This is a genomic window from Novosphingobium sp. (genome assembly GCF_965228995.1).
GTDB lineage: Bacteria > Pseudomonadota > Alphaproteobacteria > Sphingomonadales > Sphingomonadaceae > Novosphingobium.
The window spans coordinates 1,328,344-1,345,543 of the sequence record NZ_OZ245852.1 but is presented as its reverse complement, the minus strand read 5'-3'; the positions used below and the strand labels follow the sequence as shown (position 1 = coordinate 1,345,543).

The following is a 17,200-nucleotide window of genomic DNA, read 5'->3' as shown; positions in this document are numbered from 1 at the left end:
CGCCCCCTTAGCGGCCCTGCATATCGCGCGCTTCTTCCGGCACGCGCACTTCGAGTCCGTCAAGCGCGTCGGTGAGCACGATCTGGCAGGAAAGGCGGCTGGTCCGCGTCACCCCGGCGGCGAGATCGAGCATATCTTCCTCGTCCTCGCTGGCGGGAGCGAGCCGGTCGAACCATTCTGCCGCCACGACGACATGGCAGGTCGAGCAAGCCATTTGCCCCTCGCACGTGCCCTCAAGCGGCATCCCGGCGTTCTGGCCTACTTCGAGCAGCCGCGTTCCAGCCGCCGCTTCGGCGCTGATGCGCTGGTCCTGCGCGGTGATGAAAGTGACCTTGACCATGGCTTATGTCGCTCCCTGCAGCCCGGCGCGCACAGCGCGCCGCGCGCCTACTGACCCTTCGCGGCTGCGTTGATCGCAGCGGCGGCCTGTTCAAGCTCCTCAACCCTCGTATAGCGCCCGAAGCCGATCCGGATCGCGGTTTTTGCTTCCCTGTCCGAAAGTCCGAGCGCGCGCAAGACATGGCTGGGCCGACCCGAGCCGCTAGCGCAGGCAGATCCGGCAGAAAATGCGAGACTGCGGCAATCCGACATCAGTCGCGCCACATCGAGGCCATCGCGGCGGATATTGAGATTGCCATGCCAGCGCTGGTCTGCATCGCCATTCAGTGTCCACCCGGCGAACAGCGCGCGGGCCGTTTCCCACAGGCTTTCCACATGTTGTGCATCGCTTGTCCGCCGCTCCATGCACAGTGCGGCAGCCGCGCCGAAGCCGGCACAGAGCGCGGGGCTGAGCGTGCCCGAGCGCAGGCCCTGCTCCTGCCCGCCGCCGTGGATCAGCGGCGTGAGCGCCAGCCCATCGCGCACCCAGAGCGCGCCGATGCCCTTGGGGCCGTGGAGCTTGTGCGAGGAAATCGCGATCATGTCCGCATTCGCGGGCGCCGCGAACTTGCCCGCCGCCTGCACCGCATCGCACAGGAACAGGGCGCCTGCCGCATGCGCCGCTTCGGCCAGCGCTTCCACCGGCTGGAGCGTGCCGATCTCGTTGTTGACCTGCATCACCGCGACGAGCCGGGTGCCGGGCGGAATGGGCGTCTGCGGATCGACCAGCCCGGCCCCGCTTACCGGCAGCAGCGCACAATCCGGATCGGCAAAGCGAGCGGTATCGAGCACGGCCGCATGCTCGATGGCGGAGACGGCCATCCGCTGCGCCCCGGAGCCGAAGATGGCGAGATTGAGCGCCTCGGTCGCGCCCGAGGTGAAGATCACGCGGCCGCCCGGCGGCAGCAGCGCCGCGACTTGCTCGCGCGCGACTTCCACCGCCGCCGCCGCCGCGCGGCCCGGGCGGTGCGGACTGTGAGGGTTGGCGAAACCCCCAATGTCGTCGGCGTCGGATAGCCAGCGGAGCATGGCCTCCCGCGCCTCGGGGGCAAGCGGGGTGGTGGCCTGATAGTCGAGGTAGATCATCCGCGGATCTCCCGCCAGGCGGCCAGAAACGCGTCGATCTCGCCTTGCGTCGTCTCCCGCCCGATCGAAACGCGGATCACTTCGCCGGCATGAGGGTAGCCCATCGCGGTGAGCACGGGGCTGGCCTTGAGCGAGCCGGAGGAACAGGCGCTCCCCGCCGAAACCGCGATCCCCATGCCATCGAAGCGGATCAGCTGCGCATTGGCCGAGCGGCCCGGCATGCGGTATCCGGCGATGGTGGGCAGGCGCTCAGCATCCTGCGCAATCACTTCGCCGCCTGCCGCGATAATGCCTTCGTCGAGCTTTAGGCGCAGCTGCGCGGCCTCCTCCAGCCACGCGCTGCCTGCCTCCAGCGCGGCGGCCATCGCCATCGCACCGGGGAGGTTTTCCGTACCGCCGCGATAGCCGCGTTCCTGCCCGCCGGTGGGCTTCAGCATGGCCCAGTCGCGCACGAGCAGCGCGCCCACGCCAATGGGGCCGCCGAACTTGTGTGCGCTCACCGCGATCATGTCGGCCATGGGAAGTGCAATCTTGCCCGCAGACTGCGCGCAATCGGCAAGCAGCAGGCCGCCCGCTGCGCGCACCGCTTGGGCCACATCGTCCAGTGGCTGGATCACGCCAGTCTCGTTGTTCACCTGCTGCACGGCGACGAGGCCAGAAAGGTTTCCATCAAGCGCCACGCGCCCCACCGCATCGACCGGCAGCCGCGCGGCGCCCCCGGCCCAGCGCAGCGCCGCCTCATGCTCCACCGTAGAAATCGCCGAGACCGGGGTAGCGCAGTGCGTCATCGCCAGCGCCAGCGCCTCGCTCGCGCCGGAGGTAAAGATCAGTTCTCCCGGCCAGCCCAGCGCCGCCTTTACCCGCGCCCGCGCGCCCTCCAGCGCGGCCCGCGCCGCGCGGCCAGCCTTGTGCGGGCTGGAAGGATTGGCCCAGAGCGCAAAGCCTTCGAGCATGGCCTCGCGCGCCGCGGGGAGCAGCGGCGTGGTGGCGGCATGATCGAGATAGATAGGGTGCATGGCATGCTCTGGCGGGAATGATTGCTTTTGAGGCAACCGTTTCTATATAGCGGCCTCTCGCTTTTCCCAGCCCCGGCGTGCCGCGCGGCCCCTTGGCCCCACGACAGGGCTCGGTAAATCAGGACAGTCCATGCCCGCAGTCATCTTTCCCGGTCCCGATGGTCGCCTCGAAGGCCGCTTCCAGCCCGCCTCACGCCCGCGCGCGCCAGTCGCCATGATCCTGCACCCGCACCCGCAGGCGGGCGGCACGATGAACGACCGCATCACGCAGGCGATGTACAAGACCTTCGTGGCCCGCGGCTTTGCCACCCTCCGCTTCAACTTCCGCGGCGTGGGCCGCAGCCAGGGGAGCTTCGACAACGGCATCGGCGAACTTTCCGATGCCGCTGCTGCGCTCGATTGGGTGCAGTCGATCCACCCCGAAGCCACCACCACATGGATCGCGGGCTACTCGTTCGGCGCGCTGATCGGCATGCAGCTGCTCATGCGCCGTCCGGAAATCCGGGGCTTCATCTCGGTTGCGCCGCCGGCCAACATGTATGATTTCAGCTTCCTCGCCCCCTGCCCCGCCTCGGGCATCATCGTGCAGGGCGCGGCCGATACGGTGGTGACGCCGAACGCGGTGCAGAAGCTGGTCGACAAACTGCGCACCCAGAAGCACATCACCATCCACCACGACGAAATCCCCCGCGCCAACCACTTCTTCGAGAACGAACTCGACGAAATGATGCGCGCAGTGGACACCTATCTGGACATGCGCCTCTCGCCGGATTGCCCGATCCGCTGACCTTCCTCGCCCCCTCCTCTTCAGAGGAGGGGGTTGGGGGTGGTGCAGATCAGAACTGCACGCGCTTGGTGTAGCCGCCATCGACGACGATGTTCGCGCCCGTCATTGCGAGGCAAGCAGGCGAGGCGACGAACACGATCGCCCGGGCCAGCTCTTCGCCCGTCGCCATCCGGCCGATCGGGATCTTTGCCAGGGTGCTTTCGTAGAACGGCGTCATCTTTTCCTTGATGTAGGCCCAGGGCCCATCTTCGGTCATGATCGGGCCGGGCGTGATGCAGTTGACGCGGATGCCCTCTGGAGCCAGCGCCTGCGACAGGTCTGACGAATAGACCATCACCGCCGCCTTGAGCGCGTTGTAGGGCTGCACGCCCATGAATTCCTCGACCGCGCCGGTCGAGCTCATGCAGATGATCGAGCCGGCATCGGACTTCAGGAGGTGCGGCTTGGCCGCCGCGACGCCGCGGCGCATGGGGAGGATATCGGCCTGCATCACGGCATCCCAGCCGGCATCGCTATCCTCGCCGAGATTGGCCGAAGTGAAGCTGATGAAAATGTCGCAGCCGCCGAGCGCTTCGGCCGCCTTGTCGACAAAGGCCGGAACCGCCTCCGGATCAGTCACGTTGAGCGCCTCGGCATAGACCGTGACGCCGGTTGGGGCGAGCTCACCGACGATCTTGTCGACCTTCACCTGCGTGCGCCCGCACACCGCGACATGGCATCCCTCTGCCGCCAACGCGAGCGCCACCTGCCGCCCGATGCCGCCATTGGCGCCGACCAGAATCGCCTTCTTGTCCTTGAGCCCCAGATCCATTGCGCGTTCCTCTCTTTGCGTGATGTGATGCGCGACCATGGGTAAGCCACGCCGCCCCGGCCACTCCCGATTTGGGCAGGGGGTGTCGTGCATTACGGGATGGGTTGCAATGAGATTGCGCCCCCGGTTCCGGCCCGGATGATGCAAGCCGACTGGCTGCCCGGGGAGGGTGCGCCCCTTCCCCCGCAAAGGGAAGGGGCGCACCGGATCCGATCAGAACTTGATCGTCGCTTCGATACCGAACTGCTGGCGCGGGGCGACGACGCCGAAGTAGAACAGGCCCGCATCGAGCACGTTGGCAAGGCGCCCACCCTTGTTGAGCAAATCGCGCGCATAGGCCGAGACGCGCAAGTTCTTGAGCGTCGAGCCTTCGTGGAGCAGCGCGATCGAGGCATCGAGCGTGCCGTAGGCCGGGATCACATCGCGCCGGGCGCCGGTGGTATCGGCGAGCGGCGAGGCGGTCAGGTCGTCGATGTAGGCGTAATCGAGCGTGAAGGTCAGGCGGTCCGCGGAGCTGACCTGCATCCCGTAATCAACCCCGGCGTTGAACGAGAACTTCGGCGCGCGGCGGAAGTTGCGCTGGGACGAGACGTCGATGAACTGGCCGGGGTTGGCAAGGTCGGGGATCAGGAACGACTTGTACTTGGCATTGAGGTAGCCGCCCGAGGCACGCAAGGTGAGATCGGGCGTGGGGCGCGCCTGCATTTCGAGTTCGAGACCCCAGATGCGCGCCGAAGCCGCATTTTGCACCACCGTCTCGGTACCGGCACCGGCGGCGCGGATGATGTCTTCCTGCTTGTTGTCGTAGTTCACCCAGAACGCGGTCGGGTTGAAGCGCAGCTTGCCGCCGAACAGCTCGCTCTTCACGCCCGCTTCGTAGCTGTCGACCCGCTCGGGGTTGTAGGGCCCGATCGAGGTGGGCGATGTGGCGCGGCCGTTGAAGCCGCCCGAGCGAAAACCGCGCGACCAGCTGGCATAGAGCATCGTATCCGGGTTCGGCTTCCAATCGAGGATGACGCGGCCGGTGGGATCGCTGAAGGTCTTCTTGGCCTTGGCCGAGAACGCGCCGGGCACGGTGAAATCGATGTTGAAGTCCTTGGTTTCCCACGTGTAACGCCCGCCGACCGTGAGGCGGACATTGCTGCCCAGCTTGAAGATCGATTCGGCGAAGACCGCGAAGGAATCGAGCCTTTGCCCGGCGGTGAAGGTCTGCACGGGGCCATTGAGGATGTAGGCCTGCGCGGCAGCCACGCCGTTGTAGGGATAGGGTTTGATGAAATAGTTGGTGTGCAGGTAGTAGGCACCGGCGACGATATCGATCCGGTCGGTGATGTTCCCGCTGACGCGAACTTCCTGGCTGAACTGCTTGTAGGACTGGTCACGCGCGGCAACGAACAGCGGCAGCGCAACGCCGGGCGCCACGGGGATCGGCGGGGCGCCGGTGTTTTCCTCGAGCAGCGAGTCGGTGGTATTGCGGTAGCCGGTGATCGCGGTGAGCTTGAAGCCGCCGAGCTTCGTGTTGATCTCGAGGCTGCCGTTCACCCCGTCGATGAAGCTGCGGAACGGCAGCGAAGTGTTGGCGATCGTGTAGTTTTCCTTGGCCTGCTTCAGGTAGCCTTCGGAGGCGCAGCCGAGTTCCTTGAGCGGGGGAACCGCCGCAAAGATGGCATTGGTGAAATCGCAGATGTTGCCGCCCTGGCCGAAGGGAAGGCCGCTGGCTTGGGTGAGGTTGACCGTGGAAGGATAGCCGGAGCGATCCTTCTGATAATCGACCGAGAGCAGCGCGGTGGTATCGGGCCCGAGATCCAGCAGCACCGAGCCGCCGACATTCCAGAAATCGCGGCCCTTCTCGCGCTCGCCGGTGTAGCGGTTGCGGGTGAAGCTGTCGCTCTTGCGTAAGAGGCCGAAGAGCTTGATCGAGGCGACGTCACCGATCTTGGGCAGGTTCACCACCGCATCGAGATCGTAGGTGTTGTAGCTGCCGTAGCGGCCATGGATGGTCGCACCGAGTTCGCCGGTCGGCCGGGTGTGGCGCATGCTGATCGTGCCGCCGATGGTGTTGCGGCCATAAAGCGTGCCCTGCGGCCCGCGCAGCACTTCTACGGATTCCAGATCGAAAAAGTCGACGTTCGCGCCGGTGTTGGTGCCGAGGAACACGCCATCGATCGAGATGCCGATGGCGGGGTCGAAGGTCTTTTCAAGATCGGCGAAGCTCACACCGCGGATCGAGGCGGCAAGCGCGTTGCCGGCAAACGAAATGCGCGCGAGCTGCACGTTGGGAAGGAACTTCTGGATGTTCTGCACGTCGAGCAGGACGGAATTCTGGATGATGTTCGAATTGAGCGCGCTAACGGAGAGCGGCGTATCCTGAAGCTTCTCGTTGCGGAAGCGAGCGGTGACGACGATGTTGTCGACCCCGGTGGATGCGGGCTGGCCAGCGCTTGCGCCCTGTTCGTCCGCTGGCTGTGCCTGTGCCATGGCTGCGGCCGGAATGAACGCGCCGCCGATCATCATGAGCTTGAAAAAGTGCGCACCTTTGGCGCGTGCCAATTGCTTCATGCTGCCTCTCCCCACTTTTGTTTATTTCGGCGAGCAGCAGCGAGGCCGAACGCCGTGGGGAGAAGCTGAACCGGATCGGACCCTACGGCCACTGAGGATTTGAGTAGGGGGAAGTGCGGCGAAACGGGTCCGCCAGCTCGCTTTCAGAGCACGAAATGATCGCCCGAAGCGCGGACTGTGACTTCGGAGATCGAGACGCCCCAGGGCTGGTTGATCGCGTAGATGATGGCATCCGCGATGTGGTCCGGTGCCAGGCTGGCGTAGTCGATGGAATCGGGGCTCAGACGCTCGACGGGGAAAGTGCCGGCCCCCATCTGCTGCACCATATCCATGAATTCCGGCATGTTATGCGCCACGATGCCGACGCCGGCGGCGGGATTGACCACCGTGCCGGAAAGGCCGGTTGTGGGAACGCCGGTGGGCTTCACCGTGGTGACCTTGATCTTGCCCCGGCTTTCTACACGCAGCGATTCCGAGAGGAAGTTCACGGCGGATTTGGACGCGCCATAGACAGCCGCGCCGATGACCGGGAAGTTGCCGTAGATCGAGGAGAGATTGACGATCTGCCCGCGCCCGGCCGCGATCATCGGATTGTAGGCGGCGACCATGCCATTGAGCACGCCCTTGATGTTGATATCAATGCAGCGCTCCCACGCAGCATAGGCCGCCTCGTGATCCGAGAAAAACGCGAGCGGCATGATGCCGGCATTGTTGATCATTACATCAATGCCGCCATGGGTCTGGACAGCGCGCGCGACCAGCGATTTCACCGCAGCAAGACTGCGAACATCCGCTTCGACCGCAATGGCCGCGCCGCCCGCGCTGGTTACCGCATCAGCGGTGGCCTGCGCGGCGGCAAGGTCGATGTCGCCACAGGTCACCCTGGCGCCGAGCGCAGCAGCCTTCTGCGCAACAAGACGACCAAAGCCGCCACCCGCACCGGTGATGACGATGGATTTGTCGGCGATGTGGTCGGTCATGTGCGCTTCTCCCGGAACGGCCTGGCGCTGGTCTAGCAGCCCATCGCCGGTTTCCAAGCGGGAGCAGTCGCAATGGTCTTGCGAGGGTCAGCGCGCGGCGCTGGCGGCGAGGGTCTGGCCGCCCGTGGTTGGCAGCGACCAGATCACGACATTGGTGATCATCACAGCGGCAAGGATCGCCATCAACGCCGGGCGCTGGCGTTCGCCTCTGCGCCACAGAAACACCGCGCCCGCGATGAGGGCGAGCGCGGTGAGCATGCCGAGGGACAGCGCAGCGTCAGTCATGCAGGTTGGGCAGGCTGGCCGTCAGGACTTGAACAGGCCGGAGGCGAGGCCGCCAAGATTGCCAAGCGGGTTTTCGCCTTCCTTCCCGCCAAGCAGGCCGCCGAGCGTGTTTGCCGCATCGGGGTGCTGGGCGAGCATCGTGGCGAAGCTGGCGAGCGAGCCTTCACCACCGATATGGCCGACGATCTGCTGGAGAATGCCGGAATCGATGCCGGTATTGGCAGCGGCGGTTTCCACCGTATCGGTGGGTGCGGCGTGCCCCGCGGCGAGGCCGGCGATGGCGGTTTCCACTGTCGACGGATCGATGCCGAGCTTGGTGGCAAGGTTCTTCACATCGACGTTGCTGCTGATCTGGCCGAGGATCTGGTCGAAAATGCTCATGCGCCGAACTCCCTTGAAGGTAGAAGTGGCACATTAGCCCATGCCGGCTGCGAAGCCATCACCAAAGTCGGCCAACGGCACTTTGGCGCATGGCGCGCGCAGCAGCGGCACAGCGCGCTCTTTCAAGCGCGCTGTGCCGCCGGTCTGCAGCCATCAGATCACCACGACATCCGGATGGATGTTGCTGAGCGTCAGGGCCTGAATGTGCCCTGCGGCATCGTTCAGCAGGAACGTGGTGCCATCGAAGGCACCGCCCTTGACCTCGTAGTAGCTGCCCTTGGTGGGGTTCGCCTTGAGGAAATTGGCGATCGCGTTGACGTCTTCCTGACCGTCGATGAAGTAGGAACCGGTGCCCTTGCGCGACATGCCGAGCGTGCCGAAGATATCGTCAAACCCGGTGATGCGCACATTGTCACCATCGGCGAAGGTCAGGTCTGTCACCGTGACCCACTGCCACACCTGCGTCACGCCGTGGCCGCCGGTGAAGCTGAGCGGGGCGAAGCCTTCCGCAGAGCGGAACACGAACTGATCCGCGCCAGCGCCGCCGGTGAGCGAATCCTGGCCGCCACCGCCCTTGAGAACATCGTCCCCTTCGCCGCCGTAGAGAAAGTCCTTGCCGGCGCCTCCGTAGAGCATGTCGTTTCCGGCACCGCCCAAGATCACATCCTTGCCCGCACCGCCCGTAATCAAATCAGCCCCTGAGGTGCCCGTGATCAGATCATTGCTTTTCGTTCCGTTGATTGTCGCCATCTCAATCTCCAATACTATCACAACTGAGAGCCATTAGCTCCTGTCCGGAATTAAGGACCGATTCTCGCAATTATTAATTCCGTTTTAAGGATAGCACATTTGATCTTTACTTCTCTATACGTGGTAACCGCGAGTGTATTGGCCGTGATCAGGCTGGATGATGGAGCGTGCAGCGGATTTCCCGCAGCCGGGGCGGCATAGCGGCGTCCATCTTGCGCGCCGCGTGGAAACAGGTTCAGTTCCGAACAAGTTTGCGCGTCAAACGGTGGCACGCGCCCGGCCGAAACGCCCGGACAGCCTTTGCAGTGTGATGCGCGCAGGCGAATTGCCGGGTGCCAGAACGTGGCGGGCAAGCCAGGCGCGCAGCGGCTCATCGAACCACACGAGCACCGCCCAGGCCGCGCCGAGCAGAACCGGCACGAGCAGAAGTGCCGCCCAGTGCGATCCGGCATGCTTCCCGCCATACTTCATCAGCCCCGCAGTGAGCGCGAGCAGGGGGACGTGCGTGCCATAGAGCGGGTAGGACAACCGGCCGAGCAAGGCGCCTCCCGGCAGCACAGCCTCACGGCCGGACGCAATGGCAATGAGCATGACAGCCGGCAGGCAGACGAGCACGATCAGGAGCTGCCATGCCAGCACGGCCAACGGGAGAACGAGGAAGTATACCAGCGCCGCGACCGCGAAACCGGCAGGGCCGCGCCCCATCTGCGGCAGAAGCCCCCGGGCGCGGTGCAGCAGCAGACCGGTGCCGAACCCGAAGCCGACACGCGCGAACCCTCCGGCCAGCGAGACCGTTTGCCAGCCGATGTCGAGCGTGCAGAAGCGAAGGCCCAGCACGACAAGCAGCCCCGCGCTGGCAGCGACGAGGCCGCACAGAACCCGCGTGCTGCGCCCGGCCAGAAACGCGGCCCAGATGAAGTTGACCGCCACTTCGAAGAACAGCGACCACAGCGGGCCATTGGCCGGGTACATTTCCCACGCCGTGGCGCGGCCATACCACAGCTTGGGCAGAACCAGCAGATTCAGCAGATTGCCGCCGATCACTTCGAGCATGGGATCAGAGCGCCCGGGCGCCGCGAAGGCCCGCGCGATCAGATAGGCGCCGCCGATGAGTGCCCCTAGCATGGCAACCGGCGCCATGCGGATCAGCCGGCGCGCGGCGAAGTTGGCGAAAGACATGCCCTCGGCAAGGCGCGCTTCATAAGCCTCGGCAATCACGAAGCCGCTGAGCATGAAGAAGAAATCGACCGCGAGGAAGCCGTTGGGCAAGATCGACGGCCCACCGCCGCGCGTGCCGATGTGAAAGACGAGCACGGCAAGCGCCGCGATCCCGCGCAGTTCATCGAGTAGCCGATAGCGATCATGGCCTACCATCGGCAGGGGTTCTCCTTCGCTGGCAAGGAAGGCGTCGAAAGGGCGCGCAAGTCCACGCCGGGTTGGTCCATTATCGAACCATTGATTCATTCGCCGCGGCGCACGCCGAGGCTTTGACACCGGGCAAGTCGTGGGACACTGTCCTGCACATGACACAGCAAGCATCTGACACCGCCGCTTTTTCCTCCTCACTGACGCGCCGCGAGGCCATCACTGGTCTTGCCGCTGGCGCCGCCGCCATGGCGCTGCCTGCGCACGCTCAAACGGCAGCAGCGCCCTCCCCGGCCGCAGCGCTGCTCGACGATGCCGCGTGGCGGCTGCTGGCGCTGAAGCCCGAAAGCGCGACAACGCTGGGCCTCGATACCGGAGCCCACGCCGCCTTGAGAGGCGTTCTGGAGGACCGCTCGGCAGCCGGGCAGGCGGCAGTGGCCGCGCTGGTCCGCAGCGATCTGGCGCGGGTCGAGGCTATTGCCGATGCGGGTCTCGATCCCGTGACGCGCACAAGCCTTGCCGTGGTGAAGAGCGCCTATCGCACCGCACTGGACGGATTTGCGCTGCCTTATGGCGACGTGACGGTCGGCGGGTGGCGCAACACGCCGTATGTCGTGATCCAGAACGTGGGCGCCTACATCGATGTGCCGCGCTTCCTCGATTCGGACCATCCTGTGAACACTGCGGCGGATGCCGAGGCCTATCTGGCGCGGCTGGCGCAGTTCCCGGCGGTGCTGGAAGGCGAGACGGCGCGGCTCAAGGCCACCGCCGCGCAAGGCGTAATCGCGCCCTCGTTCCTGCTCGACAAGGCGATCAAGCAGATGGGCGCGAGCCTTGCGGCGATGAATGCGGGCGGCGGGCTCGCCGAATCGATCGAGCGGCGCACGCACGCAAAGGGCATTGCCGGTGACTGGGGCACCCGTGCGCGCGAGATCGTGACGAAGCAGGTCGCACCGACGCTGGAGCGCCAGCTCGCCGAACTGATCGCGCAGCGCAAGCTGGCGGTTCCGGCGGCCGGCATGCACACGCGCCCCGGCGGCGATGCGTTCTACGCCTGGGCCCTGCGCGCGAGCACGACGACGCGGATGACGCCCGACGAGATCCACAGGCTGGGGATGGAATCGCTTGCAGAATTGCAGGGGCAGATGGACCCGATCCTCCGCAAGCTCGGTTACACCGGCGGCACGGTCGGTGAGCGGATGACCGCGCTGGGCAAGGATCCGCGGTTCCAGTTCCCCGACAACGACGAAGGCCGCGCGCAAATCATCGCCTTCATCCAGAAGCGGCTGACGTATATCCGGGCGCAGATGCCGCGCGCGTTCTCAAAGCTCGTGCGCGGTAATCTCGAAGTGCGGCGCCTGCCCCCGGCGGAGGAGCCGGGCGCACCCGGTGCCTATGGTGGGCCAGGTTCGATCGACGGCACGATCCCCGGCAAGATGTGGATCAATCTCGGCACCACGCGGCTCCACAGCACCTACAGCCTGCCGACGCTGGTGCATCACGAGGCGATCCCCGGCCACGTGTGGCAGGGTGAATATTCGAATCAGTTGCCGACGATTCGCGCGATGCTGGCGTTCAACGCCTATTCGGAAGGCTGGGCGCTCTATTCCGAAACGCTGGGCGACGAGCTGGGCGCCTATGACGACGATCCGGTGGGCAAGCTGGGCTACCTGCAGTCGATCGCTTTCCGCGCTTGCCGTCTGGTGGTCGATACCGGCCTCCACGCGCGCGAATGGACCCGCGAGCAGGCCATCGACTGGTTCGCCAATACCAACGGTTCGGGCCGCGATGAGGTGACCAGCGAAGTCGAGCGCTATTGCAGCTGGCCGGGGCAGGCCTGCGGCTATTTCATCGGCCGCAGCGAGATCCTGCGCCAGCGCGCGCGGGCTCAGGCGGCGCTGGGCAAGGCCTATGACCTGCGCGATTACGACAACGCCGTGGTCGAGGGCGGGAACGTGCCGCTTGACGTGCTGGCGGCCAATATCGACCGCTATATCGCGGAGAAGCGGGCCAGCTGAAAAGCGGGCGCGCCTTGCGCTTCAATCGCGGTCCGGCGCGCCCAGCGGAAAATAGGCGCGGTAGGCGCGCGCGTCCTCGACGCAGCGCGCCACCGGCGGCAGCGCGAGCAGATAGGCGCGGTAGGCGGCCAGGCGCGGGCATGATGCAGGGATCGGCAGGACCCAATCGGCATAGAACAAGGATGGTGCCGCAGCGCATTCGATCAGGCTGATGGCCTCGCCCGGTGCGTAGTGCTCAAGCCAGCGTTCCAGCCAGCGATAGGTCCGCTCCAGATTGGCGTGTGCCCGGGCGATGCGCACCTGATCCATCCCGCCGCCGGGCAGATGTTCGTCGACGACAGCCTGCATCGAACCCATCACGTAGTTGTCGAAAACCCGGTCGATCATCCGCACCTGTGCTGCTTCGGCAGGATCGGCGGGCAGCAAGTGTGCAGCGCCGGGATGGTGGAGCCAGAGATGCTCGATGATCGAGGTCGCCTCGAACACTTCGGCATCGCCATCGATCAGCAGCGGGAACTTGCCGAGCGGGCTTGCAGCGGCAACGCGCGCGCCGTTTTCCGGGTGATCGGGGCCGAGCATCCGGAAGGTGAACGGCGTTTCGCTGGCGTAGAGCGCAATCAGCGCTTTCCACGTGTAGGACGAAAACGGGTGGCCATAGAGTTCGAGCATCAGCCTGCTCCGGTCCGCGCCGCCTCGATAGCGGCGATATCGATCTTGCCCATGGTCATCATCGCATCGAACACGCGCTTGCGGGCGGCGGGATCGGGATCGGCCATGCCGCGCGTAAGCGCGCGCGGGGTGATCTGCCAGGAGAGGCCCCACTTGTCCTTGCACCAGCCGCAGCGGCTTGCGCTGCCGCCGCCCGAGACGATCGCATCCCACAAGCGGTCGGTCTCTTCCTGCGTATCGGTCGGCACCTGAAACGAGAACGCCTCGCTGTGCTTGAAATAGGGCCCGCCATTGAGTCCGATGCAGCGAAAACCGAGCACGGTAAACTCGACTGTCAGCACGTCGCCCTGCCTGCCATCGGGATAGTCGCCCGGCGCGCGGTGAAGGCCGGTGACGCGGCTGTCCGGAAAAGTCTCCGCGTAGAACGCTGCGGCTTCTTCTGCCGCGCCTTCATACCACAGGCAGAGGACGGCGTCCGTCACCCTCTCGCGGCCTTGATCAGTTCGCGGTCGATTGCCTTGGCCGCCTGGTAGCCGGCGCGGGTGCGGATCCGGTCGGCATAGGCCGCGAAGCTGGGCAGCGGCGGGATCGAACCGAAATTGAGGCCCCAGTCGATCTGGCTGCCGACATAGACATCCGCCATGGTGAAGCGCGCACCGCAGACCCAGTCGCGGCCGGACAGCAGGCCGTCCATCACCGCGATTGTGCGTTCGTAAGTGCCGAACCCCGCCATGCCTGATTTGCCTTCGGGCACTTCCCAGCCCATCGCGCGGCTGACCACTGCCTGTTCGAGCGGGCCGGCGGCAAAGAACAGCCAGCGGAAATAATCGGCCTTTTCCGTATCGTGGGGGAGGATGTCCGCTTCGGGATGGACGTCCGCCAGATAGGCGCAGATGCCCGCGCATTCGGTGATCACCCGGTCCCCTTCCGGCGCGTGATGGATCAGCACCGGCACCTTGTTGATCGGATTGGCGGCAGTGAGTTCGGGCGGGCGGCTGGCCCAGTCGACCAGCACCTGCTCGTAATGCGCGCCCGCTTCGTGCAGCGCCCAGCGGGCGATCTGCCCGCGCGACATGGGGACGGTGTAGAAGGTGTAGTCCGCCATGGCTCAGGCTCCTCTTTGGCCGACAAGCGCAAAGCCCGCGCCTTGGGGATCGGTGCCGGACAAAGTCCAGTCGCCGCCCGGAACCTGGTGCGGGCCGTTGGTCACTTGCCCGCCTTTGGCGGCAACCGCGGCGGCGGCGCGGTCGATATCATCGACGCGGATGTAATAGATCCAGCCCCTGCGCGGCCAGCCCGGCGGGGCTTGCATCGCCGCACCGATATCGATGCCGTTCTGATCGATGAAGCAGTAGTCCCCAAGCTCCCCCATCGGCATCGTGCGCAGGAATTCGAAGCCGAAGTGGCGGGCATAGAAGTCCTTCGCTGCAGCGAGATCGGGGGTGACCAGCTCGTTCCACGAAACGTGCTGCGGCGTGGTCCGATCATAGCAGGTGCTGACCGCATCGGGCATGTCCGCCGGCGGGACGGGGTGCATGATGTAGAAGGGCATGCCCCGCGGATCGGTGACCAAGGCAAAGCGGCCCTGCGGAATATCCTGCGCGGGCATCAGCATGCGCCCGCCCTCGGCCAGAATCGCGGCGGACTTTGCATCGACATCGTCAACGTGGAAGTAACCCAGCCACGTGGGATGCGCCCCTCCCGCGATCATTTCCTCCGAGAGGCGAAGCGCTCCGCCGGTCGCACCGCCATCGGCGCGCATGATCATGCGGTAGAAATCATCGCCCGGCTGCTCGCCTGGGCCATCGATCCGCCAGCCGACCACGGCATCGTAGAACGCCTTGGCGCCGTCGAGATCGGGCGTCATCAGTTCGTACCAGATGAAGCTGCAGGGCACGCTCATGTCCGTTCTCCCATCGACAGCAGCTGTTCGAAGCCGCCCATGATCATGCGCCGTGAATTGAACATTGTCATGTCACCCGCATCGGCCATGCGCGGATCGGCAAAGGCGGTCTTGTGGCCGGCTGCGGCAACTTCACGGCTGGGCCAGACGATCAGCGAGAACACGATGCCTTCACCCGGTTCGGCCGCCACCGCGCGGTAGAAATCGGTGATCTCGCCATGGGGCACATCTGCGCCCCAGCTTTCGACGACTTGCGTGGCGCCGTGAGCAAGGAATATCCGGCCCACCTTTTCGGCCATCGCGGCATAATCGGCGCGGCGCGCCTCGGGCACGGGAATCACGAAGCCGTCAATCCAGGTCATGTGCAGTCTCCCGTCCGCCAATGCCCGCCGTTCACTTGCCTACACGATCTTCACCCCGGCGCCCGGTTGGCTGCGATCAGGCGGTGGCAAGATCAGGCAGGATGCGCTGCATCAGCGTAGCTTCCTTGTTTGCAACAATTTGCCATGACGGGCGCGCCAGGGCGCGGGCATGCCACGCGGCGGTCTTCGGATAGGCCGCCGCATCGGGACCGTGGCCGACATAGCGCAGCGTGCACAGGATCGAGACGACCGTGATATCGGCGATGGTGAAAGCCTCGCCCAGCAGCCAGCCCTCTTCCGGAGCCACGCTTTCGATATAGGCGAAGATGCGCGGCAATTCGGCCTCGCCCTCAAGGGCAAGCGCTTCATTGCCGGGGAGGCCGAGGAAGCGCGGACAGACCACGCGGTTGAACAGGATCTTGAGGCCCGAAGCGGCGAAAATCGTATCGCCGAACTCGTCGTACCAGACCGCCCGGCCGACCGCCTCGGGATCGGTGGGGATCAGGGCCGGAGAGGGGTACTTTGCATCGAGATAGTGCACGATGGCCGACGAATCGGCGAGCGTGAAGCCATCGTCATCGATCGCGGGGATCTTGGCGAAAGGGCTGACGGCAAGGAACTCCGGATCGGTGTTGCCGGGGCCGCCACGCGCCGGCGTGTAGTCCACGCCCTTTTCGGCCAGCACCACCGCAACCTTGCGAACGAAAGGTGACAATAGGGCACCGTAGAGTTTCATATCCTGCTCCCGTTTCAAATAGCGCCCCTCAAAGCTTATTGCAGCCTTTCGCCGCCCCGTATAGGCGATGCAGGCGATGACCGACATTCCCAACCTGCAGGCCGACACCCGCGCCACCACCGTCCTTGCCGCCCCCGATACCACGCTCAGCGTGCGGGAGACTTTCGGCATTCCCATCGACATGACCGTGCCGGCCTTTTCCGTGGCCGACGAGCGCGTGCCGGATATCGATCCGAACTACGTGTTCGATCCCGATACCACGCTGGCGATCCTGGCGGGCTTTGCCCACAACCGCCGCGTGATGGTGCAGGGCTATCACGGCACCGGCAAATCGACACACATCGAGCAGGTGGCCGCGCGCCTCAAGTGGCCGTGCATCCGCATCAACCTTGATGCCCACATCAGCCGCATCGACCTCATCGGGCGCGACGCGATCGTGCTGCGCGATGGCCTGCAGGTAACCGAGTTCCGCGAGGGCCTGCTGCCCTGGGCGCTGCAGACCCCGACCGCGCTGGTGTTCGACGAATACGACGCGGGCCGCCCGGACGTGATGTTCGTGATCCAGCGCGTGCTGGAAACCGAAGGCAAGCTCACACTGCTCGACCAGAACCGCGTGATCCGCCCGAACCCCTACTTCCGCCTGTTCGCAACGGCCAACACCGTCGGCCTTGGCGATACGAGCGGGCTTTATCACGGCACGCAGGCGATCAACCAGGGCCAGATGGACCGCTGGAACATCGTCGTCGCGCTGAACTACCTGCCCGCTGCGACTGAAATCGACGTGGTGACCAAGAAGGTCGCCGGGCTCGACGCCAAGACCGCCGCAGACATGGTCCGCGTGGCGGACCTCACCCGCAAGGGCTTCATCGCCGGCGATATCTCGACCGTGATGAGCCCGCGCACGGTGATCAGCTGGGCGCAGAATACCGGCATCTTCGGCGATACCGGCTTCGCCTTCCGCCTCTCGTTCCTGAACAAATGCGACGAGACCGAGCGGGTGCTGGTGGCCGAATACTACCAGCGCGTGTTCGGCAAGGACCTGCCGGAGAGCGTGGTGGGCAAGGTGTGAGAATAGAACGAGGGGCGCCCCACAAGGCGCCCCTTTTTCCTGTCA

The 17,200-nt window shown here is 65.3% G+C and carries 19 protein-coding genes; 3 read left to right on the top strand and 16 right to left on the bottom strand.

What is annotated here, in order from left to right:
- Positions 1 to 7 precede the first annotated feature (7 nt).
- Genes ACO056_RS06295 through ACO056_RS06285 form a run of 3 tightly spaced genes read right to left on the bottom strand, consistent with a single transcriptional unit; the run spans position 8 to position 2,480 of the window.
- Complete coding sequence (locus ACO056_RS06295) at positions 8 to 340, bottom strand: 2Fe-2S iron-sulfur cluster-binding protein (protein ID WP_421853438.1); 333 nt, start codon at positions 338 to 340, stop codon at positions 8 to 10.
- A gap of 47 nt (positions 341 to 387) precedes the next feature.
- The gene (locus ACO056_RS06290; RefSeq protein ID WP_421853435.1) at positions 388 to 1,464 is read right to left on the bottom strand and encodes a cysteine desulfurase family protein; all 1,077 of its coding nucleotides are present in this window, start codon (positions 1,462 to 1,464) and stop codon (positions 388 to 390) included.
- Complete coding sequence (locus tag ACO056_RS06285) at positions 1,461 to 2,480, bottom strand: cysteine desulfurase family protein (RefSeq protein ID WP_421853432.1); 1,020 nt, start codon at positions 2,478 to 2,480, stop codon at positions 1,461 to 1,463. The genes ACO056_RS06290 and ACO056_RS06285 overlap by 4 nt, the downstream gene beginning before the upstream one ends.
- Positions 2,481 to 2,610: 130 nt before the next feature.
- Between ACO056_RS06285 and ACO056_RS06280 the strand changes: the two genes are divergently transcribed.
- Positions 2,611 to 3,267 (top strand): alpha/beta hydrolase, encoded by a 657-nt coding sequence (locus ACO056_RS06280; protein ID WP_421853429.1) that lies wholly within the window; start codon positions 2,611 to 2,613, stop codon positions 3,265 to 3,267.
- Positions 3,268 to 3,316: 49 nt separating this feature from the next.
- Here ACO056_RS06280 and ACO056_RS06275 read toward each other — a convergent pair whose 3' ends face one another.
- The 7 genes from ACO056_RS06275 to ACO056_RS06245 all read right to left on the bottom strand — a co-directional run bounded on the left by ACO056_RS06275 (position 3,317) and on the right by ACO056_RS06245 (position 10,407).
- Positions 3,317 to 4,078 (bottom strand): SDR family NAD(P)-dependent oxidoreductase, encoded by a 762-nt coding sequence (locus ACO056_RS06275; RefSeq protein WP_421853426.1) that lies wholly within the window; start codon positions 4,076 to 4,078, stop codon positions 3,317 to 3,319.
- Between the two features lie 213 nt (positions 4,079 to 4,291).
- A complete protein-coding gene (locus ACO056_RS06270; protein WP_421853423.1) occupies positions 4,292 to 6,637 on the bottom strand; it encodes a TonB-dependent receptor in 2,346 nt (781 codons plus the stop codon).
- 143 nt (positions 6,638 to 6,780) lie between these two features.
- Positions 6,781 to 7,617, bottom strand: coding sequence for an SDR family oxidoreductase (locus ACO056_RS06265; protein WP_421853420.1), 837 nt, complete (start codon positions 7,615 to 7,617; stop codon positions 6,781 to 6,783).
- A gap of 87 nt (positions 7,618 to 7,704) precedes the next feature.
- The gene (locus ACO056_RS06260; protein WP_421853417.1) at positions 7,705 to 7,902 is read right to left on the bottom strand and encodes a hypothetical protein; all 198 of its coding nucleotides are present in this window, start codon (positions 7,900 to 7,902) and stop codon (positions 7,705 to 7,707) included.
- Positions 7,903 to 7,923: 21 nt separating this feature from the next.
- The gene (locus ACO056_RS06255; protein ID WP_421853414.1) at positions 7,924 to 8,283 is read right to left on the bottom strand and encodes a hypothetical protein; all 360 of its coding nucleotides are present in this window, start codon (positions 8,281 to 8,283) and stop codon (positions 7,924 to 7,926) included.
- Between the two features lie 153 nt (positions 8,284 to 8,436).
- Positions 8,437 to 9,033, bottom strand: coding sequence for a calcium-binding protein (locus tag ACO056_RS06250; protein ID WP_421853411.1), 597 nt, complete (start codon positions 9,031 to 9,033; stop codon positions 8,437 to 8,439).
- Positions 9,034 to 9,291: 258 nt separating this feature from the next.
- Positions 9,292 to 10,407 carry an acyltransferase family protein gene (locus ACO056_RS06245; protein WP_421853408.1) on the bottom strand — a complete coding sequence of 372 codons (1,116 nt, stop codon included), beginning with the start codon at positions 10,405 to 10,407 and terminating at the stop codon, positions 9,292 to 9,294.
- A gap of 149 nt (positions 10,408 to 10,556) precedes the next feature.
- Here ACO056_RS06245 and ACO056_RS06240 point away from each other — a divergent pair, with 149 nt between their 5' ends.
- Positions 10,557 to 12,416 (top strand): DUF885 domain-containing protein, encoded by a 1,860-nt coding sequence (locus tag ACO056_RS06240; protein WP_421853405.1) that lies wholly within the window; start codon positions 10,557 to 10,559, stop codon positions 12,414 to 12,416.
- A gap of 21 nt (positions 12,417 to 12,437) precedes the next feature.
- Here the strand turns inward: ACO056_RS06240 and ACO056_RS06235 are convergent, their stop codons facing one another.
- The 6 genes from ACO056_RS06235 to ACO056_RS06210 form a co-directional block, all read right to left on the bottom strand.
- Positions 12,438 to 13,085 (bottom strand): glutathione S-transferase family protein, encoded by a 648-nt coding sequence (locus tag ACO056_RS06235; RefSeq protein ID WP_421853402.1) that lies wholly within the window; start codon positions 13,083 to 13,085, stop codon positions 12,438 to 12,440.
- Positions 13,085 to 13,567, bottom strand: coding sequence for a VOC family protein (locus tag ACO056_RS06230; protein ID WP_421853399.1), 483 nt, complete (start codon positions 13,565 to 13,567; stop codon positions 13,085 to 13,087). The genes ACO056_RS06235 and ACO056_RS06230 overlap by 1 nt, the downstream gene beginning before the upstream one ends.
- A complete protein-coding gene (locus tag ACO056_RS06225) occupies positions 13,564 to 14,190 on the bottom strand; it encodes a glutathione S-transferase family protein (RefSeq protein ID WP_421853396.1) in 627 nt (208 codons plus the stop codon). The genes ACO056_RS06230 and ACO056_RS06225 overlap by 4 nt, the downstream gene beginning before the upstream one ends.
- A 3-nt stretch (positions 14,191 to 14,193) precedes the next feature.
- The gene (locus ACO056_RS06220; RefSeq protein WP_421853393.1) at positions 14,194 to 14,988 is read right to left on the bottom strand and encodes a VOC family protein; all 795 of its coding nucleotides are present in this window, start codon (positions 14,986 to 14,988) and stop codon (positions 14,194 to 14,196) included.
- Positions 14,985 to 15,350 (bottom strand): DUF1428 domain-containing protein, encoded by a 366-nt coding sequence (locus ACO056_RS06215; RefSeq protein WP_421853390.1) that lies wholly within the window; start codon positions 15,348 to 15,350, stop codon positions 14,985 to 14,987. The genes ACO056_RS06220 and ACO056_RS06215 overlap by 4 nt, the downstream gene beginning before the upstream one ends.
- Positions 15,351 to 15,426: 76 nt before the next feature.
- Positions 15,427 to 16,086 (bottom strand): glutathione S-transferase family protein, encoded by a 660-nt coding sequence (locus ACO056_RS06210; RefSeq protein ID WP_421853387.1) that lies wholly within the window; start codon positions 16,084 to 16,086, stop codon positions 15,427 to 15,429.
- Positions 16,087 to 16,162: 76 nt separating this feature from the next.
- Here ACO056_RS06210 and ACO056_RS06205 point away from each other — a divergent pair, with 76 nt between their 5' ends.
- Positions 16,163 to 17,155 carry an AAA family ATPase gene (locus tag ACO056_RS06205; RefSeq protein WP_421853384.1) on the top strand — a complete coding sequence of 331 codons (993 nt, stop codon included), beginning with the start codon at positions 16,163 to 16,165 and terminating at the stop codon, positions 17,153 to 17,155.
- The last annotated feature ends 45 nt before the right edge of the window (positions 17,156 to 17,200 follow it).